10 protein-coding genes and 1 tRNA gene are annotated in these 12674 nt (G+C 59.2%); 5 read left to right on the forward strand and 6 right to left on the reverse strand.

Annotation, left to right across the window (positions count from 1 at the left end; translation table 11 throughout):
• The 4 genes from QXG22_01520 to QXG22_01535 are packed head-to-tail and all read right to left on the reverse strand — an operon-like array spanning nt 1 to nt 5441.
• Entirely contained in the window at nt 1–1251 is a 1251-nt protein-coding gene (locus tag QXG22_01520; GenBank protein MEM0358680.1) for an FAD-dependent oxidoreductase, read from the reverse strand.
• Entirely contained in the window at nt 1248–2960 is a 1713-nt protein-coding gene (locus QXG22_01525; GenBank protein MEM0358681.1) for an NAD(P)/FAD-dependent oxidoreductase, read from the reverse strand. Before QXG22_01525 ends, QXG22_01520 begins: the two co-directional genes overlap by 4 nt.
• Nucleotides 2957–3979 carry a (Fe-S)-binding protein gene (locus tag QXG22_01530; protein MEM0358682.1) on the reverse strand — a complete coding sequence of 341 codons (1023 nt, stop codon included), beginning with the start codon at nt 3977–3979 and terminating at the stop codon, nt 2957–2959. The genes QXG22_01525 and QXG22_01530 overlap by 4 nt, the downstream gene beginning before the upstream one ends.
• On the reverse strand, nt 3960–5441 hold the full coding sequence (locus QXG22_01535) for an FAD-binding oxidoreductase (protein MEM0358683.1): 1482 nt from the start codon (nt 5439–5441) through the stop codon (nt 3960–3962). Before QXG22_01535 ends, QXG22_01530 begins: the two co-directional genes overlap by 20 nt.
• A gap of 8 nt (nt 5442–5449) precedes the next feature.
• Between QXG22_01535 and QXG22_01540 the strand changes: the two genes are divergently transcribed.
• Nucleotides 5450–6883, forward strand: a complete 1434-nt coding sequence (locus QXG22_01540; GenBank protein ID MEM0358684.1) for an FGGY family carbohydrate kinase — start codon at nt 5450–5452, stop codon at nt 6881–6883.
• Here the strand turns inward: QXG22_01540 and QXG22_01545 are convergent.
• Both QXG22_01545 and QXG22_01550 read right to left on the reverse strand, forming a co-directional pair.
• Entirely contained in the window at nt 6880–8727 is a 1848-nt protein-coding gene (locus QXG22_01545; protein ID MEM0358685.1) for a carboxylesterase family protein, read from the reverse strand. The genes QXG22_01540 and QXG22_01545 overlap by 4 nt on opposite strands.
• A 186-nt stretch (nt 8728–8913) precedes the next feature.
• Nucleotides 8914–8991, reverse strand: a tRNA-Gly gene (locus QXG22_01550).
• An 84-nt stretch (nt 8992–9075) separates the two neighbouring features.
• Between QXG22_01550 and lsrF the strand changes: the two genes are divergently transcribed.
• The 4 genes from lsrF to QXG22_01570 are packed head-to-tail and all read left to right on the forward strand — an operon-like array spanning nt 9076 to nt 12646.
• Nucleotides 9076–9876, forward strand: a complete 801-nt coding sequence (lsrF, locus tag QXG22_01555; GenBank protein ID MEM0358686.1) for a 3-hydroxy-5-phosphonooxypentane-2,4-dione thiolase — start codon at nt 9076–9078, stop codon at nt 9874–9876.
• 21 nt (nt 9877–9897) lie between these two features.
• A complete protein-coding gene (locus QXG22_01560; protein ID MEM0358687.1) occupies nt 9898–10920 on the forward strand; it encodes an alcohol dehydrogenase catalytic domain-containing protein in 1023 nt (340 codons plus the stop codon).
• A gap of 5 nt (nt 10921–10925) precedes the next feature.
• Nucleotides 10926–11579, forward strand: a complete 654-nt coding sequence (locus tag QXG22_01565) for a phenylalanine--tRNA ligase beta subunit-related protein (protein MEM0358688.1) — start codon at nt 10926–10928, stop codon at nt 11577–11579.
• The gene (locus tag QXG22_01570) at nt 11576–12646 is read left to right on the forward strand and encodes a DUF2117 domain-containing protein (protein MEM0358689.1); all 1071 of its coding nucleotides are present in this window, start codon (nt 11576–11578) and stop codon (nt 12644–12646) included. Before QXG22_01565 ends, QXG22_01570 begins: the two co-directional genes overlap by 4 nt.
• The last annotated feature ends 28 nt before the right edge of the window (nt 12647–12674 follow it).

A 12674-nucleotide genomic window follows, 5' to 3' on the forward strand; every position in this document is an offset into this window, starting at 1 on the left:
CTATCCCAGAGGCTTACCCAAAACCCTCACGGGAATTTCCCCACCCAGCCCCCCCACTTCTTCCTTCCCCAGCTCCACCGTCAGCATCTCCGGTGGTCTCACGGCCTTTCTGAAGAAGCTCTTTCCCCCCACCTCCACCCTCGCTTCCCTCAGGGGTCTCGAAACCCTCAAGTAGAAGGTGACGGGACCCTCCCCGCTCACCCTCTGGGGCACCACCAGCCTCACGTTCTCGCCCGGTCTCACTTCCCTGACCCTCCGGGGTGGTGGAAGCTCACCCTTGAGGTACTGGGAGGCACTCTTTCCCGCCCTCTCCCCCGTGAGGGTCACATGGTCCACCAGATCGAAGACCGTCACCACGTTCCCGCAGGCGAAGAAACCTTCCAGGGAGGTGCGCATGAATTCGTCCACGAAGGGTCCCCCCGTCCTCTCATCCAGCTCTATTCCCGCCCCCTCCGAGAGCTCGTTCTCCGGTATGAGGCCCACCGAGAGGACGAGGGTATCGCAGGGGATCTTCCTTTCGGTTCCAGGAATGGGATTTCCTTCCCCATCCACTTCCGCCACCGTTACGGCCTCCACCCTCTCCCTCCCATGGATGTGGGTGACCGTCCTCCTGAGGAGGAGGGGAATGCCGAAATCCTCCAAGCACTGCACCACGTTCCTCCCCAACCCACCCGGATAGGGCATGAGTTCTACCACCGCCTTCACCTCCACCCCTTCCATGGCAAACCTCCTGGCCATGATGAGTCCCACGTCCCCCGAGCCCAAGATCACCACTTCCCTCCCCGGAAGGTAACCCTCGAGATCGAGGAGCCTCTGAGCCGTTCCGGCCGTGAAGATTCCAGCCGGTCTCCCTCCCGGAATGAGGAGGGAACCCCTCGGCCTCTCCCTGCAACCCATCGCTAGGATCACCGCTCCGGCCTTCAGCTTCAGGAGGCCCTCCGAAGGATTGACCGCCACCACCTCCCTTTCCTTGGTGAGCCTGAGGACCATCGTCTCCAGCTTGATCGTTATTCCCTCCTCCCTCGCCCTCCTGATGAAGCGGTGGATGTACTCCGGTCCCGTCAAGTTTTCCCCGAAGTAGTGGAGCCCGAAACCCGTGTGGATGCATTGGGGGAGGATACCCCCCGGTCTCTCGTTCCTGTCCAAAACCCAGATCTCCTCGATCCCTTCCTCCCTCGCCTTCAGGGCCGCCGCCAGGCCCGCCGCTCCCCCTCCCACCACCACCAGCTCCACTTCCCCCTCCACCCTCACCCCCCCAGAAAGGGTTCCTTGATCCTGCCCATCACCACCCTGCTCTTCCCTCCCTTCTTCGTGAGTTCCTCCACGGGCCTTCCCAGCTCCCTCGAAAGGATCCTCAGGAGGTGTGGGGTACAGAAACCTCCCTGACACCTTCCCATCCCCGCCCTCGTCCTGAACTTTATCCCATCGAGGGTGGTGGCCCCCCTCCTTATCGCTTCCACCACTTCACCCTCGGTGACGTGTTCACACCTGCACACCACCCTTCCGTACCTCCTGTCCAAGGAAATCAGTTGTTCCCTTTCCCTGTCCCCCAACTCCCTGAAACGCGGGGCGGCCCTCCTCCTGGGATTGAAGGAGACCTTTTCCCTCAGCTCCAGACCCTCCTTCCTCAGGATGTCCACCACCATCCTCGCTATGGCGGGGGCCGCCGTGATACCCGGGGACTGGATCCCCCCCACGTTCACCAGCCCCTTGACCTTCCTCGAGGGGGCTATGTGGAAGTCTTCGGTGTAGGTGGCCGCCCTCACTCCCGCGAAGGCCGTGATCACATCCGTCCTCTTGATCGAAGGGAGGTACTTGCTGAACTTCCTCCACACCCTCTCCATTCCCTCCTTCGTGGTCTCCGTATCCTCCTTGTAGGGAACTTCCTGGGCGGTGGGACCCCAAAGCATGTTCCCATCCACGGTGAGGGAGATCCCCCCACCCTTCGTGTAGGGATCCTCCTTCAGCTCCCCGGGGGCAAGGTTGTGAAGGCATGCCCCTGCCCTCTTCCAGTCTATGAGGAGCATTTCCCCCTTTCTGGGATGGATGGTGAACTCCGGGGCCCCGGCCAGCTCCGCCACCTCGTCGGAATAAAGGCCCGCCGCATTCACGAGGAAGGAAGTGAAGATTTCCCCCCTGTCGGTGATCACCCCTTTCACCCTTCCTTCCTCCACCCTCACCCCTATGACCTCCGTTCCCAGGAGGAGCTTCACCCCGTTCGCCACGGCATTCTCCACCAGTGCTATCGTTACCTCATAGGGCGCCACCACACCATACGTGGGGAAGAAGAGGGCTCCCGCCGCCTCTGGGGGAAGACCCGGTTCCATCCTGTGGAGCTCCTCCCTTCCTATCACCCTTACGGGACAGCCATGCTCCCTCACCCTTTCGGCAGCCACCTCCAGCAGGGGAACGAGTTCCTCCTCCATCACCACGGCCAACAGGCCAGGCCTCTTGAAGGAAAAGTCCAATTCTTCCGCCCACTCGTCGTAGAGCGCGTTGCCCTCCACACAGAGCTTGGCCTTCAGGGAAGTGGGATCCACATCCAGACCGGCAAAACCGTGGATCCAGGAGGCCCCCCCTTTGCTCTGCCCCCAAGCCACATCCTCCTCCTTTTCCACCAGCACCACCTCCAGCTCGTACCTGGAGAGCTCCCTCGCTATTCCCGCTCCCACGATACCCGCTCCCACCACCACCACATCCGCCCTCATCCCGTCCCAGGCCGCCTTCCCCTTTCCCTCCCTTTTCCTCTCGGGTTTGGGCAATCCCCTCGGCCAGAGCCTGTTCACGATCCCCCTCACCCCCTCGACTCCCGCCGCCAAGTGTCCCAGCTCCACCACCTGCTCCCAGCTCTCCGTTTCCCCTTCCAAGAACAGGATCTCTCCTTCCAGGCTTATCCTGAGGGAAACTCGGGAGAAGGAGGGATCCCCCTTCACCCTCTCCTCGAATTCCTCCACCTTCATCCCAATCTCCCCTCCAGCACCTGTGAAAGGTCCAAAACCCTCAGTCCCTCCCTTCCGAGGGCCCACTTACAGGTGGGGCAGGTGGTAACCGTGAGCTCCGCCGTTTCCGCGAGTTCCTTCGCCCTCTTCCTCGAAACCCCCCTGGCTTCCTCCAGCGGGTTCCCCCCTCCGCAACAGACCGCCCTTTCCCTCGTTTTGAGGGGTTCCACCACCTCCAGGCCCAACTCCTTCAACAACTTGCGCGGGGGATCGAAGATCCCCCTCTTCCTCCCCAGGGAACAGGGATCGTGATAGGTAACCCTTCCGGAAAGGCGCGGCAAACCCATCTTCCCCTCCTCGACCAATTTCAAGAAGAAGGTGGAGGTGTGGAACACCTCTATCCCCTCCAGTCCCGAGAGGAACTCGAGGCAACCCGGACAGCTCAGGAGGAGGATGCCCACCCCCAAAGAACGCAGGACCCCCTCCACCTCCCCCCTGAGTTCCTCCGCCCTCTTCTCGTCTCCCGCCCTAAAGGAGGGAAGACCGCAGCAGTAACCCTCCAGCAGGACCGCCCCCACCCCTGCCCCTTCCAACAGGCGAAGGGTGGAGAGAAGGACCTCCCTTTCCTTCATCTCCGCCGTACATCCTGGGAGGTAGGCCACCTCCCCCTTACCCACCACCCTTTTCTCCCTCGGCTCACCGAAGGGGTTGCCCTTTTCCCTCATGCGGAGGAGACGGGAGTGGACCTCGGGTGGGTGGATCTTGCTCGCCGCCTTCACGCGAACGGGATGAAAAAGGGAGGGAAGATCGAAATCGAAGGGACAGAAAAGCTTACAGGCCTGACAGTCCAAACAGAGGTAAGGGGGCCTGGCGTTTTCCTCCGTCCAAGGGAGTTCTCCGCGGAGAAGGAGGAGGGAAGTAAGGGCCTTCCCCTGGGGGGAAGAGGTTTCCGTTCCCGCAACTTCCTCCACGGGGCAGGAAAAACGGCACATGTTGGGACAGAGGGCACAGAGGAAGAGCTTATCTTCCACCCCTTCCATCTCCCCACCCGGCCTTACCTGGGTTCATCAGGTTCTGGGGATCCAAAGCTCCCTTGATCTTCCTGAGCACGGAGAGGAACCCTCCCAGTTCCTCCTCCATCCACCTGGCCCTCACTAGTCCCACCCCATGATGGTGGCTGATCGTCCCTCCCAGCTCGAGCGTGGCCTTCATGACCTTTTCCCAGGCCCCCCAGTAGAAGGCCTCTGGATCCGAAGGGAAGCCCGCGAAGGTGAGATAAAGGCAAACCCCTTCGGGATAGAAGTGGCTGAAGTGTCCGGAGACGTGGACCATACCCTCCAGCCCCTCCAGCTCTCCCCTCACCTTCCGATAGAGTTCTGCCGCCCTGCTCCAGAGGATGGCCACCTCCACCGTATCCACCACCCCTCCTCCCCTGATCACCTCTTGGGCGAGGTGGACATCGAAACGAGTCCTGAGCCAGTGTTCAACGGGCTTTTCCCCCGAGGGACTTCCACCGGCCGACCGGCATTCCCCTTCCACCACTTCCCCCTCCACCTCCACCTGTTTCCCATCACCCTCCAGCAGGAAGAGGGAGAGGACCCTCCCCTCCTCGACCACCCCCCTGAAGTGCAGCCCCACCTCCTCCCCATCGTAAATCCTCAGCACGGCCGGCCTGAAACCCCTCCTCAGAATCCTGCGGGCCGCTTCCAGGGCTCCCTCCAGGGAAGGGAAGGTGAAAGAGAGGGGGAGACGCCTCTCGGGGAAGGGAAAGATCCTGAGGGTGGCCTCGGTGATGATACCCAGCATGCCTTCGCTCCCCAGGAGGAGTTGCTCTAATCTGGGACCCGTGGCGGAGCGCGGAACGGCCCTCGAGCGTACTACCGTGCCGTCGGGCATCACCGCTTCCAGCCCCGCCACCAAATCCTCTATCTTCCCATATTTGGTGGAGAACTGACCCGCAGCCCTGTGGGCTATCCATCCCCCAACGGTGGAGGAGGGAAGGGACTGGGGTATGTGACCTCCGGTGTATCCCCTGCGGTTCAGCTCTTCCTCGTACCTCCACCCGTTCATTCCCGCTTGGACCCTCGCCAGCAGGTTTTCTCCATCCACCTCCAGGAGTCTGTTCATCTTCTTCAGATCCACCACGAGGGCCCCGGCTGGGGGGAGGGCTCCCCCCACCACCCCCGTTCCTCCCCCGTACGGCACGAGGGGAATTTTATATCGGCAACAGAGACGCACGAGTCCCGAGACCTCTTCCGTGCTCTCCGGATAGGCCACCGCCCCAGGAAGGATGGGTTCCTTCCCCCTAGAGAACCAAACCCCTCCCAGCAGCCAAGCATCCTTGGCATGGGAAAAAAGCTCGGCCTCTTCCGTTCTCAAATCCCTTTCTCCCACCAAGTCCCGCGCCTCCCGCAAGAAAGCCTCCGGCAGCGCGGGACGGAGTCTCCCCATCCTTCCCCTTCCTCCCTCCTCCCACAAAAACCTAATACCCCTCCTTCCCATCCTTCGCGGTGGGAGAGCAGCTCCTCGTCTTCGATCTGGGTACCACCGCTGCCAAAACCGTCCTCTTCGATGGAGAAGGAAGGGTGGTACGGAAGGGTTATTGCGAGTACCCCACCCATTCTCCCTCTCCCGGTCTGAGCGAGCAGGACCCCGCCGACTGGTGGAGGGCGCTGACGAGCTCCTGTAGGGGAACGGTGGGGGAAGGCGAGAGGATAGAGGCCATCGGTTTGACCACCCAAAGGGCTACGGTAGTTCCCGTGGACGAAGGGGGGAATCCCCTCCATCCGGCCATCACTTGGATGGACACAAGGACCTCCCCTCCCGCCGACCTTTTCCCCATGCGGGTGGTGGCCCATCACTTGGCCTGGTTCAGAACCAACCTCCCAAAGCTTTTCGAAAAAACCCGTTTCTTCCTCACAGCTGAAGCCTATCTGCTCCACCGGCTCACGGGAAACTTCGTGAGTGATCCCATCAACTCCTCTTACGGCTTCTTGGATATCAGGAGGCTGGAATGGTCGGAGGAACTCTCCAGGGCCTTTGGGATCCCCCTCGAGAAACTCCCCCCCGTGAGGCCTCCCGGAACCGTGGCTGGGGAACTCCTCCCCAAGGCGGCGGAAGAGCTGGGTCTCCCTCCCGGTCTGCCGGTGGTGGTGGGGGGAGGGGACCAACAATGTTCGGCGCTGGGATTGGGGGTGGTGGAGCCGGGAAAGGTGAAGGCCACCACGGGAACGGGGACCTTCGTGGATGCGGTGGTCGAAGAGCCCCTGTTGGACTTCTACGAACCCTCCTGTAGGATGTTCTGTCTCCCGCACGTGGTGAGGGGGAAGTGGTGCCTGGAGGCCGTAATGCCAGGAACGGGATTGATCTACAGGTGGTTCAGGGATGAACTCTCGGCGAAGGAGAGGGAGGAAGGAAAAAAGTTGGGCATGGATCCGTACGAACTCCTGAACCGACAGGCGGAGGAAGCCGAGCCAGGATCCAAGGGGCTTTTGGTGATTCCCCTCTTCTCCTACTCCAAAGGGCTTTTCCTCAACCTCTCCTTCAGCCATAGGAGGGCGCACCTCATCAGGGCCATCCTGGAAAGCAATGGCTTCACCATCAGGCTTTTTCTGGACCTCATGGAGTCCCTGGGCGTTCCCGTTTCGGAGGTAAGGGTAGATGGGGGAGGGGCTAGGTCTTCCCTCTGGAGACAAATACAGGCCGACATCACGGGCAAACCCATCATCCTTACCGAAACGGTAGAGGATGCCTCCTCCTTGGGTGCGGCCCTCCTCGCCGGAGTGAGCGTGGGGATTTACAAAAACCTGGAAGAGGCCCTGGCCCGGGCGGTAAGGGTGAAGGAAAAGAGGGAACCCGACGAAGGAAACCGGAGGGTGTACGAAAACCTTTATTCAAAATATCAGGAAACCCTCCTCAAGGTAGTCTCGGAACTCGGGATCTAAAAACCAAACCAAGTCCTCACGTCTATTCCTAGGATGCCCAACAACTCCTGCAGATAGTCTGCCAGGTTTTCCCACGGGAAGTCCCTCAACAGGTCTTTAAGGGCCTTGAGTCCCTCCACGGTAGCGAAGGAGCACTCCATCCTCACCTCCAAGTTCTCTTCGTTGGCATCCAGTACCATACGGTTGGGACATTTGGGCTTGATGGTCCAAGGAGTCCATTTGGGTAAGCCCTGCGCCTCCGGTACTCCCTTCCTCATGAAACCCGACCAGTAGGCTATCATGGCATCGGAAAGCTTCATCCTTCCCTTTTCGTTCTGGGGACTGTAGGCGAAATAGGGGGAAGAATAGGGTGGGCAATAATCCCCCGGACCCACGTTTCCGAAGATGAAGGGAATTTCGGAGGAATGACAGGCCCCGACGATGAAGTCGAAAGGCTTAGGTTCTTCGTTCCAAGAAAACTTGAAGACATACACTTCCTTCTGATGCAGGCGCATTAAGCTGGCAGGTATTTCCACTCCCACCAATTGCCAGAGGGAGGTGAGGAGATCGGAAACGGGCTGATAGATGGGGTGCCAGAGGGGATCCATATAGTCTTCCAAGTTGTCGGAGAGGGGATAGCCTAGGATGGCATTCTCCATGGTTTCCATGGCCTTCTCGGGCTCGACCATGAAGGGCAACATGAACTTGACCTCTTCCGAGGTGTTCCCGATGATCACGGGGACCTTGATGTACTTACCCACCATCAACCTCCAGTAGGGTTTCCAGATGGGGGAAGCAATAACGTACCCATCCGCCAGACAGCCAGAAAGACCCAAGAGGCTTAGGAAGGGAATCCCCCCACTACTGAAGGACCCCATGTAATCCGGAACGAAGCATCTGTAGAGGTTCTCCATGGGCATGGAGAGGAGAAGATTTGCTATCCCCTCCGCACCCATCTCGGCAATCATCCTCTCCGCCTCCTCCTCGTTTTCCGCCCACCCTTCCCTCACCAAGAGACGAACCAACATTCCATGGGCCTCCCTTTCGGCTAGTTCTGGAGGAACGGGAAGGAGTGCCCCACTCTCCAAAACCGCCCTGTGGAAGAGTTTTATTCCCTTATCGAAGTATTCCTGTTTCACATAGGGTGAAACCAAGAGGTGGTAGATGTTCATGGCCCCAGCCGATTCTCCCGCTACCGTCACGTTGTTGGGATCCCCTCCAAAGTTTTCGATGTTGTAGTGTACCCATTCCAACGCCTTGACGATGTCCAAGAGTCCGTAGTTGCCCGAATCGTCTAGGGGATTGCCCGTCCTCAAGGCGGGATGGCGGAACCAACCCGCTATCCCCACCCTGTAGTTAAGGGTTACCACCACCACGTTGGCCTTGCGGGCCAAGTTCGCTCCGTGATAGAGGGGGAGAGCGCTCTGACCGGCCTGGTTGGCCCCTCCGTAAATCCAGACGTAAACGGGGAGCCTTTCCCCACTCTTCGGTCTCCAAATGTTCAGATAGAGGCAATTCTCGCTTCCTATGACTTCATGGTTCCTAATCTTTTCAACCTCTATACTCCCCATGATACCCGCGAACTGAACCGGTGGGGGTGGAAACGCGGTGGCCTTCAGCACTCCCTCCCATGCCTCAGGATCCCTCGGGGCTTTCCATCTCAACTCGCCCAGGGGTGGTTTGGCGTAAGGGATGCCCAGCCAAACATAAACTCCATCTTTTTCAAAACCCTCCACCAGACCATAACGGGTAGAAACCAGAAGACTGGGAGTCCATCCGTTGGATCTTGGGGCTCCCGCCAAGGGCTGAAGGGAGGATAGGAGGAAGAAAACCGCTGTTGCACACACCAAAATTTCTTTTTTCACCGTCCTGCTTCCTCCCTTTCTCCTTTTTAAACTCCTCCCTCAAGTGGAACGAAAAAGAAACGTATGTAACAAAAATTCTTTACTTTTTTCTTTTATGTTACTCCATTTCGAATTTTTGACTTCCCGATTTCGAAAAATACAAACCGCTGAACCTTTCAGGGAAGGGAAAGAGGTTGTCAAGAAAGGTGGTGCGGCCGGCGGGATTTGAACCCGCGTCGCAGGCTTGGAGGGCCTGAGTCCTAGACCAGGCTAGACCACGGCCGCCCCATTCTACGGAGGGGAAAGTCAGATTAATTTGTTTGGGTGAAAGGCTGAAAGGATATAAAGCCAAACCGGGAAGGAATTCCGATGGACTGGGGAATGAAAAACAGGCTGGCCCAACTCATCCAAAGGGATGGGAGGGCCCTCTTCCTACCCATCGACCATGGTTATTTCCAGGGCCCCACCCACAGGCTGGAGAAACCCGGTGAAACCATTGCCCCCCTCCTCCCCTACGCCGACGCCATCATGCTCACGAGGGGAATCCTGCGCTCCTGTGTAGACCCCACCAACACCAAGCCCATCATCCTGAGGGTCTCTGGGGGGACGAGCATCGTGGGGGAAGATCTTTCCCACGAGGGTATCATCACCTCCGTGAAGGAAGCGATAAGGTTGAACGCCAGTGCCGTTTCCGTTTCCATCTTCGTGGGGAGCAGGTACGAGCATCAGACGCTGATGAACCTGGCCAGGCTGGTGGACGAGTGCGAGGAATATGGGATACCCGTGATGGCGGTGACGGCGGTGGGCAGGGAACTGGAGAAAAGGGAAGCCAGGTATCTCGCCCTCTGTTGCAGGATCGCTGCGGAGCTGGGGGCAAGGATCGTGAAGACCTATTACTGCAAGGAGGGTTTCGAGAAGGTGGTGGAGGGATGTCCCGTTCCCGTGGTGATAGCGGGGGGACCGAAGGTGGATTCGGAAAGGGAAGTCTTTGAGTTCGTCTACGACGGCATCCAGAAGGGTGCCATAGGGGTTAACCTCGGAAGGAACATCTGGCAGCACGATTATCCCGTCGCCATGATCAGGGCGCTGAGGGCCATCATCCACGAGAACGCGACGCCCAGGGAGGCCCAGGAAGTCTTCGAGAGCGTAAAGGTGGGTGCCAAACCCTGAAGCTTTTTTAGGGGGGAGGGAATGCGCGTAGCCGTTTACTACAGGGGTGGAGAGATAAGGGTAGAAGAGAGACCCAAGCCCGAAATCGGTCCCGGCGAGTTCCTCATGAAGGTGATGGCCTGCGGAATCTGCGGGACGGATGTTCTCCAGTGGTACCGCGACCCGCAGGCACCGAGGGTGCTGGGACATGAAGCGGTGGGTGTGGTGGAGGAAGTGGGGGAGGGAGTGGGAGTGGTGAAGGTGGGGGACAGGGTTTTCGTTTCCCACCATGTGCCCTGTGGGCAATGCCGTTACTGTATCAAGGGACATGAGACGGCCTGCGAGACCCTCCACACCTCCAATTACGATCCCGGTGGTTTCTCCGAGTACGTGAGGGTGCCGAAAATCAACGTGGAAAAGGGAACCTACCTCCTTCCCCCCCAGCTCTCCTTCGAGGAAGCCACCTTCATCGAACCCTTGGGGTGTACCGTGAGGGCACAGAGACTGGCGGGTGTGGGGGAGGAGGATACCGTACTCATCATAGGAGGAGGGGTCTCCGGTCTCCTCCACCTCCAGCTTTCCAAGCTCAGGGGTGCGACAACGGTCATGGTCGCAGACCTCCGGGATTACAGGCTGGAAGCTGCCAAACGCTTTGGGGCGGATTTTGCCCTCCGCGGAGGGGAGGGCCTCCCCGAAAGGGTGAGGGAGATCCTCGGAAGGGGGGCCGATCACGTCATCCTCTGCGCGGGTTCGAGGCAGGCAGCGGAGCAAGCTTTCAAATGCGTGGACAGGGGAGGAACCATCCTCTTCTTCGCCGTTCCTCCTCCCGACTCCTCCCTTTCTTTCGTGCCCGCGGAGAGGTGGAGGGAAGAGGTGAAGCTGATGACCTCTTACGGAGCAGCCCCTAGGGATCTGGAGGAAGCCCTGGATCTCCTCAGGAGGGGAAGGATAAGGGTTAAGGAGATGATCACCCACAGGGTGGGGCTGGGGGAAATAGCCCTAGGTTTCAAGCTGGTGGCCGAAGCCGGGGAATCCCTCAAGGTGGTGGTGGAGCCGCAGAGGTAGATGGGATGTTCCTGAAGGTGGACAGAAGGGTGGAGGATAGGTTTCCCGGAATAAGGGCAATGGAGGTGAGGGTGGAAGGGGTGAGGGTGGAGAAAAGACATCCAGAGGTGGAGAGGCTCAAGGAGGAAACGGTTAGGAAGGTCAAGGGGAAATATGACCTCCATTCCCTCAAGGAGGTGAAGGCGGTGAGGGCCTACCGGGACTTCATGTGGAGGCTGGGTATAGATCCCACGAAGATTCGTCCCTCGGCGGAGGCCCTCGTGAGGAGGATCTTACTGGGAAAACCCTTCCCCACGATCAACACCCTCGTGGATCTCTACAACGTGGTCTCCGTCCAGTTCCTGATCTCCATAGGAGCCTTCGACCTGGACAGGCTGGAGGGGGAACTCCTCCTGAGGTTCGCGGAAGATGGGGAGGAGTTCTTGGGAATAGGGATGGAGGAACCCATGAAGCTGGGAGGGGAAGTGGTGGTTTCGGATGGGAAGAAGGTGGTGGCCATCTATCCCTACAGGGATTCGGAGCTCACCAAGGTGACGGAAGAGACCAAGAGGGTGCTCTTCCTCCTGTGTGGGGTTCCGGGCATAGAGGTGGAGACCCTCAAGGAGGCTGGTGCGAAGCTCCGGGAATATGTGGAGAACCTGTGTGGGGGAAGGGCATGAAGATCGCCGTTTTCTTCCACATGCCTGGCATCTTCGACAGCGGATGGGCTCGGAAGATTCTGGATCTGCTCGAGAGCGAACACGAGGTGAGGGCTTTCACCTACGGCACGATGGGGAGGACCGCCCTCCTCGACAGCGGGATGGAGGGGGAAGTGGAGTTCGTTCCGGGAGAACCCAGCGAGGTCTTGGCCAAGACCTCCGAGGAGGTGGATGCCCTCGTCCTCCCCATGTATGCTTCTTCTCCCCTGAAGAGTCATGCCCACTGCTGGCACCTCGTTAGGGCTTCGAGGGTGAAAAAGCCCGTGGTGGAGGTGGAGGCGAGGGGTGGATGGGTAATACCCTGGACGGAGGGGGCGGAGGGACTGGCGCGCTGGATGGCGACGAACCTGGGAATGAAGCTCAAGGAGCCACCCTCCTTCGGTGAGGCCTTCTGGAGCTTAGGGGGGAGGAACTACCGCAGGTTGTTGGGGGTGGAGGTGGGAGACCACGTATTGGTGAACAGGATGGTGGTGGGAAGGGCGGTTTCGGAGGAAGTGATCCTCGTGGAGGAGGGGGGAAAGCTGTTGGAAATTCGGGGGGTGGAACTGAAGCCAAACATCTGGAAGAAACTGGAAGGTATGGGGAGGATCGAACTGAAGAAGATCAGGCTGGAGTCCACCCCCTCCCTCCGTCCCTTCCCTCCCGAACCCAAGGTGAGGGAGGGACCGAGGGGAAAGGGAGTGGTCCTCATCGACCATGCTGGCTACCACGTTTACGAGCTGGCGAGGGAGGCGGAAGGGGCGGTGGTGGTAGGGGACGATACTTCCTACGTGGTGGGGGACATCCTCTTCAGGCTGGGGAAACCCGTCGTGGGGATAGTGGATGGGGATAGGGATGGGTTGCTCGCGAAAACCCACTTCGCCAGGGGTTCCCTCCTCCTGACGGTGGAAGAGGACGACCTGACGGGAAGGGAGATCAGGGAAAAGGTCTTCGGGGGAAGATGGAAGACGGAAAGGGGTTTTTCCGAAGTGAAGGAGGAAATCCTCTCCCTCCTGAGTAAAAGGATTCTTCGGCTGGTGGAGGTATAATCCTTTATTCCCAGTGTTGGAGCGGATA

This window comes from Candidatus Hadarchaeales archaeon (assembly GCA_038736355.1).
Classification (GTDB): domain Archaea; phylum Hadarchaeota; class Hadarchaeia; order Hadarchaeales; family WYZ-LMO6; genus WYZ-LMO6.

Coding starts and splice junctions, on each gene's coding strand:
- QXG22_01525 (MEM0358681.1), bottom strand. CDS start 2,960: ATGAAGGTGGAGGAATTCGAGGAGAGGGTGAAGGGGGATCCCTCCTTC.
- QXG22_01530 (MEM0358682.1), bottom strand. CDS start 3,979: ATGGAAGGGGTGGAAGATAAGCTCTTCCTCTGTGCCCTCTGTCCCAAC.
- QXG22_01535 (MEM0358683.1), bottom strand. CDS start 5,441: ATGGGAAGGAGGGGTATTAGGTTTTTGTGGGAGGAGGGAGGAAGGGGA.
- lsrF (MEM0358686.1), top strand. CDS start 9,076: ATGGACTGGGGAATGAAAAACAGGCTGGCCCAACTCATCCAAAGGGAT.
- QXG22_01560 (MEM0358687.1), top strand. CDS start 9,898: ATGCGCGTAGCCGTTTACTACAGGGGTGGAGAGATAAGGGTAGAAGAG.
- QXG22_01565 (MEM0358688.1), top strand. CDS start 10,926: ATGTTCCTGAAGGTGGACAGAAGGGTGGAGGATAGGTTTCCCGGAATA.
- QXG22_01570 (MEM0358689.1), top strand. CDS start 11,576: ATGAAGATCGCCGTTTTCTTCCACATGCCTGGCATCTTCGACAGCGGA.